The sequence below is a fragment of the Pelosinus fermentans DSM 17108 genome, assembly GCF_000271485.2.
GTDB classification, from domain to species: Bacteria; Bacillota; Negativicutes; order DSM-13327; family DSM-13327; genus Pelosinus; species Pelosinus fermentans.
This window is the reverse complement of record NZ_AKVN02000001.1, coordinates 2,612,906-2,629,541: the sequence shown is the minus strand read 5'-3', so window position 1 is coordinate 2,629,541 and position 16,636 is coordinate 2,612,906. Positions and strand designations below refer to the sequence as shown.

The 16,636-nt window shown below is 35.8% G+C and carries 18 protein-coding genes, 1 tRNA gene and 1 riboswitch; of the genes, 17 read left to right on the top strand and 2 right to left on the bottom strand.

Going from position 1 to position 16,636, the window contains the following annotated elements; all coding sequences use genetic code 11:
- The first annotated feature begins 20 nt into the window (after positions 1-20).
- The 4 genes from FR7_RS12125 (at position 21) to FR7_RS12110 (ending at position 2,844) form a co-directional block, all read left to right on the top strand.
- Complete coding sequence (locus tag FR7_RS12125) at positions 21-467, top strand: ACT domain-containing protein (protein ID WP_007934159.1); 447 nt, start codon at positions 21-23, stop codon at positions 465-467.
- Positions 468-484: 17 nt separating this feature from the next.
- Complete coding sequence (locus tag FR7_RS12120) at positions 485-1,780, top strand: homoserine dehydrogenase (RefSeq protein WP_007934161.1); 1,296 nt, start codon at positions 485-487, stop codon at positions 1,778-1,780.
- 31 nt (positions 1,781-1,811) lie between these two features.
- Entirely contained in the window at positions 1,812-2,720 is a 909-nt protein-coding gene (gene thrB / locus FR7_RS12115; RefSeq protein ID WP_007934162.1) for a homoserine kinase, read from the top strand.
- Positions 2,721-2,767: 47 nt separating this feature from the next.
- Positions 2,768-2,844: transfer RNA gene (locus tag FR7_RS12110), tRNA-Pro, on the top strand.
- A gap of 199 nt (positions 2,845-3,043) precedes the next feature.
- Here FR7_RS12110 and FR7_RS12105 read toward each other — a convergent pair.
- A complete protein-coding gene (locus tag FR7_RS12105; RefSeq protein WP_007934164.1) occupies positions 3,044-3,568 on the bottom strand; it encodes a hypothetical protein in 525 nt (174 codons plus the stop codon).
- Positions 3,569-3,713: 145 nt separating this feature from the next.
- On the bottom strand, positions 3,714-3,857 hold the full coding sequence (locus tag FR7_RS23495; RefSeq protein WP_017531222.1) for a hypothetical protein: 144 nt from the start codon (positions 3,855-3,857) through the stop codon (positions 3,714-3,716).
- Between the two features lie 248 nt (positions 3,858-4,105).
- On the opposite strand from FR7_RS23495, the gene FR7_RS12100 reads away from it, so the two are divergent.
- From FR7_RS12100 to cbiT, 13 genes are all read left to right on the top strand, one after another.
- Positions 4,106-4,303, top strand: coding sequence for a hypothetical protein (locus tag FR7_RS12100; protein ID WP_007934166.1), 198 nt, complete (start codon positions 4,106-4,108; stop codon positions 4,301-4,303).
- A gap of 296 nt (positions 4,304-4,599) precedes the next feature.
- A complete protein-coding gene (locus FR7_RS12095; RefSeq protein ID WP_017531223.1) occupies positions 4,600-5,628 on the top strand; it encodes an HD-GYP domain-containing protein in 1,029 nt (342 codons plus the stop codon).
- Positions 5,629-5,739: 111 nt separating this feature from the next.
- Complete coding sequence (larB, locus tag FR7_RS12090) at positions 5,740-6,492, top strand: nickel pincer cofactor biosynthesis protein LarB (RefSeq protein ID WP_007934168.1); 753 nt, start codon at positions 5,740-5,742, stop codon at positions 6,490-6,492.
- Between the two features lie 4 nt (positions 6,493-6,496).
- Positions 6,497-7,723 (top strand): nickel pincer cofactor biosynthesis protein LarC, encoded by a 1,227-nt coding sequence (gene larC, locus FR7_RS12085; protein ID WP_007934169.1) that lies wholly within the window; start codon positions 6,497-6,499, stop codon positions 7,721-7,723.
- A gap of 153 nt (positions 7,724-7,876) precedes the next feature.
- Complete coding sequence (gene queC, locus FR7_RS12080) at positions 7,877-8,557, top strand: 7-cyano-7-deazaguanine synthase QueC (protein ID WP_007934170.1); 681 nt, start codon at positions 7,877-7,879, stop codon at positions 8,555-8,557.
- 3 nt (positions 8,558-8,560) lie between these two features.
- The gene (gene folE2, locus FR7_RS12075; RefSeq protein ID WP_007934171.1) at positions 8,561-9,349 is read left to right on the top strand and encodes a GTP cyclohydrolase FolE2; all 789 of its coding nucleotides are present in this window, start codon (positions 8,561-8,563) and stop codon (positions 9,347-9,349) included.
- Positions 9,350-9,487: 138 nt separating this feature from the next.
- A complete protein-coding gene (locus FR7_RS12070) occupies positions 9,488-10,342 on the top strand; it encodes a ChbG/HpnK family deacetylase (RefSeq protein ID WP_007934172.1) in 855 nt (284 codons plus the stop codon).
- Positions 10,335-11,318, top strand: a complete 984-nt coding sequence (locus FR7_RS12065) for a lysylphosphatidylglycerol synthase transmembrane domain-containing protein (RefSeq protein WP_007934173.1) — start codon at positions 10,335-10,337, stop codon at positions 11,316-11,318. The genes FR7_RS12070 and FR7_RS12065 overlap by 8 nt, the downstream gene beginning before the upstream one ends.
- A gap of 12 nt (positions 11,319-11,330) precedes the next feature.
- A complete protein-coding gene (locus FR7_RS12060; RefSeq protein ID WP_007934174.1) occupies positions 11,331-12,242 on the top strand; it encodes an NAD-dependent epimerase/dehydratase family protein in 912 nt (303 codons plus the stop codon).
- Between the two features lie 135 nt (positions 12,243-12,377).
- Entirely contained in the window at positions 12,378-13,919 is a 1,542-nt protein-coding gene (locus FR7_RS12055) for an ArnT family glycosyltransferase (RefSeq protein WP_007934175.1), read from the top strand.
- A gap of 145 nt (positions 13,920-14,064) precedes the next feature.
- Positions 14,065-14,238, top strand: a riboswitch (cobalamin riboswitch).
- A gap of 81 nt (positions 14,239-14,319) precedes the next feature.
- Positions 14,320-15,420, top strand: coding sequence for a cobalt-precorrin-5B (C(1))-methyltransferase CbiD (gene cbiD, locus FR7_RS12050; RefSeq protein ID WP_007934176.1), 1,101 nt, complete (start codon positions 14,320-14,322; stop codon positions 15,418-15,420).
- The gene (gene cbiE / locus FR7_RS12045) at positions 15,405-16,031 is read left to right on the top strand and encodes a precorrin-6y C5,15-methyltransferase (decarboxylating) subunit CbiE (protein WP_007934178.1); all 627 of its coding nucleotides are present in this window, start codon (positions 15,405-15,407) and stop codon (positions 16,029-16,031) included. The genes cbiD and cbiE overlap by 16 nt, the downstream gene beginning before the upstream one ends.
- Entirely contained in the window at positions 16,028-16,609 is a 582-nt protein-coding gene (gene cbiT, locus FR7_RS12040; protein WP_007934180.1) for a precorrin-6Y C5,15-methyltransferase (decarboxylating) subunit CbiT, read from the top strand. The genes cbiE and cbiT overlap by 4 nt, the downstream gene beginning before the upstream one ends.
- The last annotated feature ends 27 nt before the right edge of the window (positions 16,610-16,636 follow it).

Here is a 16,636-nt window from a genome sequence, read left to right as displayed (position 1 = left end):
AATACTAAGGGGGTATAGCAGTGATAGGACAAAAATCTGTATTTTTTCTAGTTCGTGAAGAAATATTACCTGAAGCGATAAAAAAGACAATTAAAGTAAAAGATATGTTAAAACGTGGTGAAGCACGTACAATTAATGAGGCTGTAGAAAAAATGGAGTTGAGTCGCAGTGCTTACTATAAATATAAAGATTATGTCTTTCCTTTTTACGAAGCAAGTAAAGAAAAAATAGTAACATTAGCACTTTTGCTTGAGCATAAACAAGGTGTTCTATCAAGAGTCTTAAATACAATTGCCAATGAACGTGGTAGTGTGCTAACAATTAACCAAGGTATACCGCTTCAAGGTGTGGCCAATGCTACTATTTCTATTGAAACGGCTGAATTAGTAATTGATTTAGAAGCTTTACTAGATAAAGTAAGAATGGTTGAAGGCGTTAAACGCTTAGAAGTGTTAGGTCAAGCTTAAAAAGGAGCGAAACAATAATGAGAAAGACAATTACTATTGGTTTACTTGGCATGGGAACTGTCGGAACTAGCGTTGTTAAAATACTTACCGAAAATGCAAATGATATTTCACAAAAGGTTGGTATACCTGTAAATATAAAAAAAATAATGGTCCGTCAACTTGATAAAAATCGAAATATAGATGTCGATGCTGAATTTACCACTACAATTGATGATATTATTAATGACCCAGATATTGATATTATAGTGGAAGTCATGGGTGGCATGAATCCTACTAAGGACTATATTGTTCAAGCATTAGTCGCTGGTAAACATGTAGTAACAGCCAATAAGGATGTTGTAGCAAAACATGGTCAGGAAATATTTGAAGCTGCTGATAAAAGTAAGGTAGACTTTTTATTTGAAGCCAGCGTTGCTGGAGGAATTCCTATTATTCGCCCTTTAAAGCAATGTTTGGCAGCAAACAAAATTAGCGAAGTTATGGGAATCATTAATGGTACAACAAATTACATGCTTACTAAAATGGCAAATGAAGGTCTGGATTTTAATAGTGTCTTAGCCGAAGCTCAGGCTAAGGGATACGCTGAAGCTGACCCTACTGCTGATGTAGGAGGATTTGATGCTGCTCGCAAAATTGCAATACTAGCTTCGATTGCTTTCGGTAGCAGAGTATCTATCGATGATGTTTACGTTGAGGGTATTACTACTATTTCCACAGAAGATATTACTTATGCAAAAGAACTTGGATATGTAATTAAATTATTGGCAATTGCTAAAGATGATGAACGTGGTATTGATGTACGTGTGCACCCAGCCTTTATCCCTGCAAAGCACCCGTTAGCTTCAGTTCACGACGTTTTTAATGCTATTTATATAAAAGGTGATGCGGTAGGAGAAACTATGTTTTATGGACGCGGTGCTGGCGGCATGCCTACAGCTAGTGCTGTAGTGTCTGATATTATTGATGTAGCTCGTAATATTACCCATAATGCAAACAGCCGTATTCTTTGCACTTGTTTTTCACAAAAAAGTTTTTGCCCTGTACAAAATACAGAATCACCTTATTATATTCGATTATTAGTAGCAGATAAGCCTGGTGTATTAGCTGCAATCGCTGGTGCTTTTGGCGCACAGCAAGTAAGTTTGCACTCTGTTATTCAAAAACGAAAAGTAAATAACTCTTCTGAACTGGTATTGATTACTTACCAAGTATCTGATGCTAATCTACGATTGGCTATTAATACAATTTCCGGCATGTCAGTAGTAAATAAAATAAGTAGCGTAATTCGAGTAGAAGCAGAAGACTTTGCATAATATTCCACGATAATGAGATGGGAGATATTATATGTCGATTACAGTTAAAGTTCGTGTGCCAGGAACTACTGCTAATTGTGGACCTGGTTTTGACACGGTAGGCATAGCTTGTACTATTTATAGTGAGCTCGAATTATCTTTAAGTGACGAAGGAACTTTAAGGATTGAGATAGAGGGTGAAGGTAACGGGCGTATTCCAACTGATAGGAATAATATTATTTATCAAGCTGTGCAAGCAGTATTAGATAAAGTAGGAAAGCCCTATCAAGGAATATATCTTAAGTTATATAACAAGATTCCTCTTGCCCGTGGTTTAGGCAGTAGCGCTGCTGCTATTGTAGGCGGGCTTATAGCAGCAAATCAGGCAACAGGAAATACATTAACTCAAGAGGAGATATTCTCCATGGCTACTATAATAGAAGGTCATCCAGATAATGTAGCACCTGCAATTTTTGGAGGAATTACCATAAGTGTAATGCAAGGTAATCAACCTGTCTATTTACGTTTTATGCCCGAGAAAATGCTCAATATGGTAGTGGCAATTCCTGAGTTTAATTTATCTACGCATACAGCACGTCAAGTATTACCAGACACAATAACAATGAAAGATGCCGTCTTTAATATTAGCAGGGTGGCGTTATTAATTGGAGCATTGTGTAAAGGCGAATTTCATCATTTGCAATATGCACTTGAAGATAAAGTTCATCAACCCTATAGGCTGCAGCTTATTCCTGGTATGCAGCAGGTATTTGATGCAGCTGTAGCTAAAGGTGCGTATGGTGCAGCTTTAAGCGGTGCCGGCCCTTGTTTAATTGCCTTTACAGAATCTAATTGCGATAGAATAGGTATGGCTATGGTTCAAGCTTTTGCTAAGTGTGATGTAAAATCCAAATATATTACGCTTAGCATTGATGCTGAAGGCGCAAAAGTTATTGAATGAATTTATTGACATACTACCTAAAAAAGGGTACAATAGATTCTGTCAGTCGGGGCGTGGCTCAGTTTGGTAGAGCGCTACCTTGGGGTGGTAGAGGCCGTGAGTTCGAATCTCGCCGCTCCGACCAGCAAAACATAGTAAATTTAAGGGTTCGCATTTTTTGCGAACCCTTTGTTTAGATAAAAGTGTTTCTGAGGGATTTTATGTAAAAAAATTAAAGAATATATATATGACGGAAAGATTTAATTTGACCGTCGTTTTTTTTTATAGTTTTCATGAGCTGAATATCGTGAGGGATCATTAAGATGTGATTGTTGAAAGTGAATTTACTGATTGTTAGGTTCATCCGGATTTTCCTTGCTAAGTGGTTTGCAGATTGCAGACCGTCCATTAAGCATAACTCCTGTTTCCTGCTGCCCTTCTTGCCACATCTGGTATCCGTAGATAAGGATAGCGAGTGAGGTAGTGATAAATAATACTTGAGAATAAGTTATGTAAGCTTCCCAGACACCGCGCTGAACAAACCAATCAATCAGGAAAAATATCAAGATATAATCTAAAATGATATTTGTGATAAGAAACAGCCAAAAGTGTCCATAAGTGTATTTGAAAATCCAGATTGTACCAATAGGATAAGCACCATAAAGGAATATTGGCAAATTTATAAGAGGGAAAAAGGTCTCTTTTACTGCCCACCAATGTAAGGTAATACCAGTCTCAAAGATAAAAGCAAAAGTAAGCATACAAAATAAAGAAACAGGCATATATCGCCTTAGATCTTCTTTTTTTAGAAATAGAGTAGACAACCATGAAAATATTAGACTTGCCCAAAATAGCGTTTGATTGCTCATATACACCATCTCCAACTAAACGGATAATATAAGTATACCTTGATATTAGCTAATTATGTATGACAACGAGCTAGATGAATAAAATACTTATACGAGGAATAAGGCCAATAAAAATAGGTGATATTTGTCACCTATTTTTATTGCCTTATAATTTCTTATGTAATAATATATCGATTGTTTTCAGATTCTTCAAGGCTTGTTGCTGCTTGTCCCATTCATTCGTGCGATCTGGATATAATTTTTTACTCCATTTGACAGTCCAATCAATCGTGCGATTAAAACGTCTCAAAATATCGCCTCATTTTAAATTATTTTTGTGGATATTTTTTAGTATATCTTTTTGAATCTAATAAAGTCTATTGGTAAAATATAGTCAGATGTTATGCCTTCCACATTGTCTGGTTATATTTAGTTAGTTATACTTCTGGTTATTTTCTATGAAAATTAAACACGGTCCTAGAAGTGATTAACTTTGCAGGGAATCATGTCCTTTTGCCGAAATATTAATTTAAGAATTTAGTAAAGGGAGCTGTTTAAATGGAAGCGGAAATTACTCAATTTTGGTGTGGTAATGATTTGAAAGAACATATTATAATGTCAAATCGTGAATTTATTTTAACAGATACTAAAATGAAAAAAGTTGCTAATCTTGGAAAAACCATAAGAGATGCAAAACACAAAATTGAAGAACTTGGTAAAAACAATAACTTTCTAGACTTTTGCAGACAAGATTAATTATCCTTTAAGATATTTTTCACTTAGAAACGTTCTAACGTTAATTTGACGTTTAACAATATTCCCTGATAAAAATATAATCTTAATAGACGACTATATCCTTGATTATGCGATCTTGTACTTTCCTTTCGATGAGAATGTCACAACATTTATTTTAGATCCATATAATATTACAGCCAATATTTTCTTTAGATTTAGAAGGGAAATGTTAAATTTATGTAGAATTATCATAAACAAGCTGGGTTTGCTACATAAGGAGAACATACCCTGGATAGGAGGTAACAAAAATTCAGCAAATGTTGTTAAATGATGTCAAGGAAAATATGATTTTAGCACAAGATATCGTCGATAGATATGGTAGGACACTCGTAACAGCAGGTATGCCATTAAAACAGGAATTAATTAATTTACTTAAAAAGCATGAAATCTTTTCTATTTCTGTGCGTGATGATAAAACTAGTAATTATGAAATTAGTAAAGCATATGATTTAATTAATATGGATACTAGGTTAAAATTAATTTCAAATGTTGAAGATGCTTTTAACAGTACTGATGGTTTAGTTCGACATTTAACACAATTGCAGAATTATGTAAATGATATTGTATCTACATTAGCGAAAAATAAAAATGTTCTCATGTATTTAGATGACGTTAATTCTACAAGTGATTATTTATTTATGCATAGCGTCAACGTGGGTCTGTTCTCTATAATTATCGGTATTGCGATGGATTTGCCTTATGATGAATTATGCCTTTTAGGTATGGGCGGATTACTGCATGATTTTGGGAAAACTAGAATCACAAAGTATATTTTAGATAAGCAAGGTCAACTAACATCAGAAGAGTTTAACGAAATTAAAGAACACGCTGCTCTTGGTTATAATATTCTTAAAATAGATACTTACCTAGATTATCGTGTTACATTTATGGCATTACAGCACCATGAACGCTGCGATGGCAGTGGATATCCTTGGGGAATATCAGGGCATCAGATCCATCCATTAGCACGAATTGTAGCTGTTGCAGATGTTTATGATGCGCTGACTACAAATCGAGTATACCGCTCACGCCTGAGCTCTTTTGAGGCAATGGAAATTATTAACAAAGGCAGTGAGATTCATTTTGATTCAAATGTAATAGAAGCATTTAATCGCATTGCTATTCCTTATCAAATTGATAGTAATGTCAAACTTACGAATGGTATAGAAGGTAAGGTTCTTAGACTCAACAGTAGTAATTTAGCACGACCATTAATTACGACTCCGGCTGGCATAATAAATCTATTACACGAACCAGATATTGCTATTATTGCTACAAGTTACTAAAAACTTGGCTAAGGCCAAGTTTTTAGTATTATATGCTTATAAATTAGAAAAGTGATATAATAGAAAGCAATCTTATTCAATTGAACTAAACTATTAATTAAGGAGACAAACATGGATATTAATAATTTACGCAATGTATTGCAAGACTTTCAAGCAAGTCGATTGTCTTTGGATGAAGCAATAGATAAGCTTAAAATTTTACCATATGAAGATTTAGACTTTGTAAAAATTGATCATCATCGTATGATCAGACAGGGATTCCCTGAAGTGATATTTTGTCAAGGGAAAACAGCAGAACAAGTAGCAACAATTATGAAAAGTTTAGCTGTACATAACAATAGTATATTAGCTACTCGAGCAACTGAAGCTATGTATGCAGTGGTAAAGGCTGTACTGCCAGAAGCACAGTTCTACGAAGTACCTAAAATAATTTATGTTAAACGTGATACGATAGAACCTGATAGTCAACGATTTGTTCTCGTTATGTCTGCGGGTACAAGCGACATACCTGTCGCTGAAGAGGCCGCTGTTACAGCAGAAATCATGGGAAATAAAGTAGAGCGCGTTTATGATGTTGGCGTTGCTGGTATCCACCGATTATTTGCGCATCAAGATATTATTCAAAATGCTAATGTAATTATTGTAGCTGCAGGTATGGAAGGCGCCTTGGCTAGTGTCGTTGGAGGTATGGTTGCTAAACCAGTAATTGCATTGCCTACTAGTGTGGGCTACGGTGCTAGTTTTAATGGGTTAGCAGCTTTATTAAGTATGTTAAATAGCTGTGCAGCCGGAATATCAGTGGTAAATATTGACAATGGGTTTGGAGCAGGACGATTAGCGAGTATTATTAATAAAATGAGGTGATATCATGAAAACTCTTTATTTAGATTGTTTTTCCGGTATTAGTGGTAACATGTTATTAGGAGCATTATTACATGTAGGATTACCAGAGGAAGTATTAAGAAAAAATTTATCACTCTTGCCTGTTCATGGTTATGATTTAATTGTTACAAAAGTAAACAAATGTGGTATTAGTGCCATTTATGTAGATGTAAAACTCAATGATGACGATCATCATGATGCTGATCATCACCATGGCCATCATCATCATCGTCATCTATCAGATGTCTTTCAGATCATTGATGATTCTCAATTATCCTCTAAAATTAAAACTGATAGTAAGAAAATTTTCTTATTATTAGCTCAAGCAGAGGCTAAGGTACATGGGGTAGGAGTAGAAGAAATTCACTTTCACGAAGTAGGAGCTGTTGATTCAATTGTTGATATTGTAGGTACAGCGATTGGTTTAGACTATTTAGGAATTCAGGCTATTTATACTTCTGCATTACAAGTTGGCAAAGGATTTATAAAATGCGCCCATGGGCTAATGCCAATACCAGCACCAGCTACTGCAGAGTTACTTAAGAACATCCCATACTATAACGGAGAAATGAGTAAAGAATTAGTAACACCTACAGGAGCTGCTGTAATTGCAGCACTAAGTGCTGGACATGGAAATATGCCAGCTAATTTTCTTAGTGAAACAATTGGCTATGGAGCAGGAACATGGGATTTAGAAATTCCTAACGTGCTAAGAATGCATGTGGGCGAAATAAAAGAAGAACGTATAATAACAAAAGCTTTCGTTGTGGAGGCCAATATTGACGATTTAAATCCTCAGATTTATCCATATGTTATGGAAAAATTGCTTAATATGGATGTTTTTGATGTTTGGCTCACCCCAATTATTATGAAAAAGAATCGTTCTGCCACGATGCTGTCTGTATTAGTAAATGATTCCATGTTGGATCAAGTTATTAAGCTCATCTTTGAGCAAACATCTACTATTGGATTACGATTTTATGAAACTGAAAGAAAAATTGCGATGCGGGAAATAATCGATGTGAAACTCCCCTGGGGTAAAGTCAAAGTGAAAGTAAGTGCATATGAAGGAAAAATATGCAGTATAACTCCTGAATATGAAGATTGTAAAATCATAGCAGACGAATATAAAATTCCTCTGAAAAAAGTACAGCAAACTGCTTTAGAAACAGCATCTATTATTATCAAAAAAGACGCGATTCCAGAAAATTAACTCTTTCTTCATGTGAGGAGTACTTTGGGAAGAAAATCCTTCTTGCCAGTTGCATTTGTTGAGACGAGTATAGAGTATCTTGATCATCGGATAAAATAACTATAGTCTAAGCATTTGAATAAAATTTATATAAACTTAGGAGTGTTTCTTAGCATGAAAGCAGTTGTATTATTGTCAGGTGGATTAGATTCTACAGTATGCATGGCTGTAGCCCATAGTAAAGGTTATGAGCTTTTTCCTATCAGCTTTAATTATAATCAGCGTCATGCTCGTGAATTAGAAAGCGCTGAAAGTGTAGCTCAATATTATAATGTCACTAAACATATTATTATTGAAACCAACATGAATGTAATCGGCGGCAGTGCTTTAACCGATGGGCAATTGACAGTACCTACTGGTAATATCGATAGCCATCAAATTCCTGTAACGTATGTGCCTGCTAGGAATTTGATTTTTTTAAGCTATGCTTTAGGTTATGCAGAGGTGACGGGAGCAGATAAAATTTTTATTGGTGTGAATGCTCTTGATTATTCAGGTTATCCTGATTGTCGACCTGAATTTATCAATCTCTTTCAACAAGTTGCCGATTATAGTACAAAAGCTGGGGTACAGGATCATCGAAAGATAGTAATAGAAACTCCCTTATTGCAATTAACTAAGAAAGATATTGTTTTGTTGGGTAAGAATCTAGATGCTCCTCTTCAATTTACTACCAGTTGTTATAATGGAGAGCCAGTTGCCTGCGGAGAATGTGATAGCTGCCTTTTGCGTTTAAAAGGTTTTGCTGAAGCAGGTACAATAGATCCTATTATTTATAGAACTAGGAGTGAATAAGATTTGAAAGACGTTCAAAATATTTCCGACAATCGTGGCATCGCAATTCAAAATGTAGGTGTTAGCGATGTACGCTTGCCGTTTCTTATAAAGACGAAGGCAGACTCCCTTCAGTCTGTTTTAGCAACGATAAGCCTTACTGTTAATTTACCAAAAGAATATAAAGGCACTCATATGAGCCGCTTCATCGAAATTTTGAGTGAGTGGAGTCAAAAACCTGTCTCTTATCGAGAAATGGAATTGATCTTAATGGATACTGTCAATAAACTTGATGCTGAGCATGCACAAATGGATATTTATTTTAAATATTTTATTGAAAAAACTGCTCCTATTAGCGGCTTTAAAAGTATGCTTGATGTTGATTGCCTGTTTTCAGCTCAGCTAACCAAAGGCAAACCTTTAGATTTTATTTTAGGTGTTGATGTTCCATTTACCTCCTTATGCCCTTGCAGTAAAGAGATTTCAGCATATGGTGCACATAACCAGCGGGGACTGATGAAGGTGAAAATCAAAAATACAGATGGACAGTTTATTTGGATTGAGGATTTGGTGGCTTTAATGGAGGCAGAAGGAAGCTGCCCTATTTATCCTCTATTAAAACGTGAAGATGAGAAGTACGTAACAGAGCATGCTTATGAAAATGCAAAATTCGTTGAAGATGTCTTAAGGGATTTGGTTTTATCTTTACGCCAGCAAAAATCAATTCGATGGTTTGAAGTACAATGTGAAAATTACGAGTCTATTCATAATCACAGCGCTTATGCCAAACATGTTGAACATCTAAAAGCTTAATACAATACAGGAGCCTAATCTAGGCTCCTTCCTCTTTGTGCTCGAACTTTTATATAAAATTATTTAAGCACAAATTGCCATATCTCCTTATACATGCTACCATATATAGTTGAGGTGTATAATAAGGAGTTGTTCACTATGCGACAATTAATCATAAATGCTGATGATTTTGGCATTAATGAAATGGTAAACGTAGGCATTATTCAAGGACATCTAAATGGAATCATTACCAGCACAACCATTATGCCCTCAGGTAGTGCTTTTGATCATGCTATAACACTAGCTTCAGTTAATAAAGAATTAGGAATTGGTATACACTTAACATTAGTAGGTGAAACACCACTTTGTGATCCTCAGACGATACCCTCTTTAGTGAATAGTGAAGGATGTTTATCACTTCATTACTCTGAGTTCTTACGACGTTATTGTTTAGGAAAGATAAAGCTTAATGACATTCATAAAGAATTTACTGCCCAGGTACAGAAAGTATTGGACTCTGGAATAGCGATTACTCATCTGGATAGTCATCAACATATGCATATTGTACCTGGGATCATTGATATTACAATCGACATTGCTAAAAGTTTTGGTATAAAAAAAATACGTATTCCTGCTGAGCCTTATTTATTTTCAGGTGGATATCCATTCCAAACAGCACGAATTATAGCACGTGGAGGTCTAACGTTTTTAGCCGAAATAGCACGGCGGAAGATACAAAAGCACAGATTTTCTGCCACTGAACACTTTTTTGGAATGTTAGCTGGAGGACATATGCATGAGGAGTATTTATTACGCATATTATCATCTTTACCAGAAGGTACCTCGGAAATTATGATTCACCCAGGAACGAACGATTCTATTTTGCAAAAAATGTATAACTGGAATTATCACTGGCAAGCTGAATTACATTCAGTAACCAGCCCAGAAATCTCTCAATATATCATGGACCACCATATACAATTAATTTCTTTTAGGGAGTTAGAAAATGATTAAGTTTTATCAACGGCTGATTCTCTTATTACTGTTCGTAGGTAGTATTTCCAGCATTGTAATCTATTTTACTGTTGATATTCATACCTTACGCCACCTTGATAGTTTTCAGCCTTGGTCTTTAGCTTTAGCTTTTGTTTTCTTAATAATCGGTTTATACTTTGATGGAATTCGTCTTATGCATCTTGTATCCATTTCAGGGGAAAAGATTCGTCTGATTGAAGCTGTTCATGTTGTCTTTGGAAATTATTTTTTGGCTCTCCTAACGCCTGGAGCTGCAGGTGGTGCAGTAGCGCAGGTCATGTTTTTGCGAAAAGCAGGAGTACCTACTGGTAAAGCGACTGTATTAATAGTTGTTAGAACATTGTTATCTATTATTTTTTTAGTGCTTTGCCTACCAGTTATTTTTTATTATGATCCAGAGATTATGCCAGGTCTTTCAGATGATATCCTTACAATTTGTTTTGCCTCACTTATTGCCATTATTCTAGGTTTGATTTGGTTATTTCGTACTAGTTTGCCTTACTATTGGTTAGTGGCACTTACAAAGAAATTTAGTCATCGGAATCGTCGTCGGATTTTTCTTCTCTATCGTGACGTTAGAGGTGCTGTATTCATGCTATCATCTTCCCCTTTAAGCATGGGGAAAGTATTTATTGAATCAGCTGTCAGTTTACTAGCTTTATATAGTGTTGTACCAATATTGTTTATGGGAATGGGCATAACAGTTAATATCCCCCAAATTATGGGGAGGATGATTTTGTTAAACATTTTACTTTACTTTGCTCCCACACCAGGAGGATCTGGTATTGCTGAAGGCGGATTTGTTCTTTTATTTAGTGGCTTTCTACCATCAGGAACTGTAGGGATAGTGGCTGTAGCCTGGCGAATTATTGTCGAGTATCTCCCCTTTGTTATTGGTTTATATTTTACCATTAAAGTGTTTGGACATAGATTTTTAGCCAATCATGTTAAATAGGAGGAATGTAGAGTGAAAGTATTAGTAACTGGCGGAGCTGGTTTTATCGGCTCACATGTTGTTGATAAATTAATACAAGAAAAATGTCAGGTAGTGATTATTGATAATTTGAGTACTGGATTAAGGGAAAACATCAATCCGGCCGCTACATTTATTCAGTTAGATATTCGTAATGATGAAATTTTTAGTCTATTTATGACTGAAAAATTTGATTTTGTAATTCATCTTGCTGCTCAGACTATGGTACATAAATCGTTAGAAATGCCAGACTATGATTGTGATATAAATATATTAGGTACTGTAAATATTTTAGAAGCATGCCGAAAAGCGAATGTAAAGCGTATTATTTTTTCTTCTACAGCCGCAGTGTACGGCAATGTAACAGCACTACCTGTAGTGGAAACAAGTCCAAAAGCACCTACTTCTTTTTATGGATTGAGCAAGTTAACCTGTGAAAATTATTTGTCATTATATAAGGAAGTCTATGGTCTTGATTATATGATATTACGGTATGCTAATGTATACGGAGACCGTCAAGGTGACGGGGGCGAGGGTGGTGTTATTAGTATTTTCGCTCGCAAGATTCGTCAAGATCAACCAGTCTTGATTTTTGGTGACGGCAGCCAGACAAGAGATTTTATTTACGTTGGAGATGTCGCCAATGCTAATTATCAATCATTATTAGTCGATCATGCTAACAAAATATGCAATATTAGTACACAAACAGAAACAAGTGTTAATATGTTAATCGATTATATGGGAAATGTCGCTGGTAAGATGGTAGTGAGAAACTATAATGAAAAACGTGAAGGCGATATTTATAAATCTTCTTTATCAAATGCCACAGCACGGAAAAATTTAGACTGGCAACCACATATGATGCTTTTAGAGGGATTAGCCAAAACATATCACTCCCTCATCTAAACCTTAAATTTTTCTTTGGGATATATTATTATTAACACGCAAATACATGACCAGCGTTGTTAAGTAATAATATATCCATTGCTGTTATAAATCCTATTCATCTAATTAATTCAACTTTCGGAGGTTGCGGACCAAATGTTTAAAAAGTTAGAAACTGGTTTTTGGCTGGTGGCTATAATTACATTATTAATCGTTTTTTTTAATTTGGGCGGAATCCCTTTGTTAGATCCTGATGAACCTGTATATGCAGAAACGCCTAAAGAAATGTTTAGCTTTAATGAATTTCTTTCCCCTCGTATTTATGGGGAGTATTGGTATGATAAGCCTCCCATGTATTATTGGTTAGTAGCTGCCTCTTATAAACTTTTTGGTATGAATGAATTTGCTGCTCGCTTTCCCTCTGCAGTATTAGCTGTTGCTTGTACAGTACTGGTATACCAATCTGGTCGCAGATTATTTAATGAACGAGCCGGTGTTGCTGGAGCGTTAGTATTAGCTACCAGTATTGAATTTTTTTATTTGGGAAAGGCTGCCGTAACTGATATTACTTTACTTTTTTTTCTATCTGCTTCTTTATTAGCTTTTGTAGAGAAAAAATATTATATTGCATATTTATTCGCTGGATTAGCTACATTAACGAAAGGACCTATTGGATTATTATTTCCTGGAGGAATTATCTTTTTTTATCTACTTATTACACGTAACTGGGCTTTATTAAAAAGTATGAAAATATTCTCGGGATTGTTGCTCTACGCTGCGATAGCTGCACCTTGGTATATCTTGATGTATAATATTCACGGAAGTATTTTTGTCGATACGTTTCTTGGCTTTCATAATATTACAAGGTTCACATCTCCAGAGCATCCTGAGGGTGTACTCTGGTATTATTATGTTCCAGTTCTTATTCTGGGTTTCTTTCCTTGGACAGGGTTCATAATTCAATCCATATGGAGTTCTCTAACGAAAAGTACATATGATTCTTCAACTCTATTATTTCTAAATATCTGGTCATTATTTATTTTTGCCTTTTTTACTATTTCTCAAACAAAGCTGGTATCCTATATTTTACCTATGTACCCACCATTATCCATGATTGTTGGTTGGTATATTGATCGTCTTTGGACATCACATGATAAAAGTCATTTTACAAGTTTGTCTATAGGTTTAAGTATACTAACTGCATTATTTATAGGAATTATGTTTATAGGGATTAAAGCTATGCCGCTATTGGCAAATGGCATATATATATCCGCCATAATTTTTATTTTAATGTCTTCCTTGGTAGCGTATTTTGGATGGAAAAACGAAATTCGTCTCGCTTTTTGGACTAAAATCATATCGATGACTTTATTTTCCATGGTTCTAACAGCTATACTGATTCCCGCTGCAGCGCCTATGTTCACAACTAAAAATATTGCTCAAGAATTTAACCGTCAATACGATGGCAAATCTCCAGTGTATGTAGTAAAATTCTTGCGTCCTGGTTTTGCTTTTTACACCAACGTTTATGGCAAGGAGATCGTGCTAGGTACCGATTTTAATGAGTTGATTCAAGAAAGCCAGCGTTCTTATTTTCTAATCAGAAAATCTGAATATGATCGTTTAACAGTTGCAACCCGCCAATCGATTATCATTTTATCTTGCATTAGTGACAAACTATTGTTGCTAAAAGAGTGATACTAAAAATGTGGGTCGAAAAATGTTCTCTACTATCAAAATAAAGTTTAACTTTTATATTTAATCAAAGAATAGCAGGAAATATTTATTCGCTGGTGGAATACATACAACATCAGAAGTTTAATGCCGAGTATAACAATAATTTAATATCTCTATGGGAATAGGTGCTTACGCTTAAAAGGGAAGACTGGTTAAAAGCCAGCACGGTCCCGCCACTGTATTGGGGAATGCAGCTAAGGAATACCACTGGGAAATCCCGGGAAGGTTTAGCTGTATAATGAACCAAAGTCAGGAGACCTACCTATTCTAGCACACCATTATGACTACGAAGGATAGGCAGGTGGTAGAATAAATTAATCACTTGGTTTATTGTACCCTCTGTCTGCAGGGGGATTTTATTTTGTCAAAAAAGATGAGATCAGGAATTACTACAGGTACTTGTGCAGCTGCTGCCACTAAAGCAGCCCTGTTAGCGTGGAAAGGTGAATCCCCCACAATGGTTGATGTTACATCACCACAGGGACATCTTATTAAAGTAGACATTGCCACAAGTCAACGCCTGAATACTGGTGGAAAAGCCAGTGTAATAAAAGATGCTGGCGATGATCCCGATGTAACACATGGCACAACTATATCTGCCGAAATAGAAATTAATACTACGAATGAAATAATCCTGCAAGCTGGTATAGGAGTCGGTATTGTAACAAAGCCAGGTCTATCTGTAGCTGTTGGACAACCTGCTATTAATCCTGGCCCACGTAAAATGATCATGCAAGCAATACAGGATGTATTACCTGATGGTCATGGCGTAACGGTTACTATTTCGATACCTGAAGGTGAAAAATTAGCAAAACGTACGTTAAATTCTACTTTAGGTATTATCGGCGGTTTATCGATTATAGGTACTACAGGCATTGTTGAGCCAATGTCAGAGGAAGCCTTTAAAAATTCACTGTCACCGCAAATATCAATGGTGAGGGCCTTAGGATATGATGAAGTGGTCTTTGCTCCTGGAAAAATTGGTCAGGATATTGCTATTAACCGATATCATCTGCCAACAGAAACGGTAATCCAAACTAGTAATTTTATCGGACATATGTTAGAAAGTGCTGTGCAATATGGTATGAAACAAGTATTAATTTTTGGGCACTTAGGAAAGCTCGTAAAAGTAGCTGCTGGAATTTTTCATACTCATAACCGTGTAGCTGATGCTCGCTTTGAAACTTTAGCCGCCTACATGGCTGCCCTTGGTGCTCCGCAGCAAGCTATACAAGAGATATTAATGTGCAATACTACAGAAGCCGCTATGCCCATAATTGCACAATTTAAATTAAATGATGTGTATCGTGTAATTGCTGAAAGAGTCAGCATTCGGGCTGAACGATATGTATTTGGTGATTTAAAAGTAGGTACCGCAATGATCACTCTGCAAGGTGATTTATTGGCGGTTGATGATACGGCACGAGAAATTGGAGGCAAGTTAGGATGGAACATAAAATAATAGTTGTAGGAATAGGACCAGGTTCACCTGATTACATCTTGCCAGTGGCTAGCCGCATCATTGCAGATGCAAAGGTGATAGCAGGCAGTAAGCGTGCTCTTGCAACCTTTGCTCCTGATCATGGGATTACTAAGGTAATTGACAATGACCTAAAAGGGGTATTAACATTTATCGCTACCTCCCTAATGGATAACGATGTAGTTGTAATGGTTTCCGGTGATCCTGGCTTTTATAGTTTTTTAGCTACCCTTAAAACCAAATTTTCCCCGGCACAGATAACGGTTATTCCTGGTATTAGTTCGATGCAGTTAGCTTTTGCCAGGATCACTGAAATCTGGCAGGATGCAGTTTTGATTAGTATGCATGGACGACAAGCCAAAGATATTGATCTGAATTATGATCCTGAAAAAAAACTTGGCATATTAACTGATTTTGAACAAAATCCTTTATATATTGCAAACGTACTCATTGGGCATGGGTGGCCATTACATTCAAAGGTATGGTTATGTGCTAATTTATCTTATGAAAATGAGAAAATTAAACACTTAACATTAGGTGAAATCAAAGAAGTCGATGGATTTGCTCATTGTGTAATGGTGGTGACAATATGACATATTTTCCAGGTATTAACGATGATGAATTTCTGCGGGGCGACATACCAATGACGAAGCAGGAAGTTCGTATCTTAGTTCTGAATAAAGCTAAGATATGCCCCACCGATATTATTATAGATATCGGTGCAGGTACTGGGTCTCTTTCAATTGAAGCTGCTCTTCAGGCTCCCCAAGGTACTGTATATGCTATAGAGCGTCATCCAGAGGGAGTTGATTTAATTCGTGCTAATGCTGTAAAATTTGGGGCGGCTAATGTTGAAGTCATTTCTGGAACTGCTCCAACAGTATTACAGAACATTCCAAAGGCTGATGTAATCTTTATTGGAGGCAGCGGTGGTCATTTACAGGAAATCTTAAAGCAAAGTAATTATTTATTAAAATCAAATGGACGATTAGTAATTACGGCAATTACCGTTGAAACTTTATATGAAGCTTTACATACTATGCAAGCTAAACCTGAATTTACCGTAGAAGCTTTCGGTATGCAAGTAACACGTATCAAACATATTAAAACAAGTAATATGCTGCAAGCTTTAAATCCAATTTATGTTATTACATCCACTAAGAATATCTGACTCTATTCGTTAGAGAATTTTAATTAA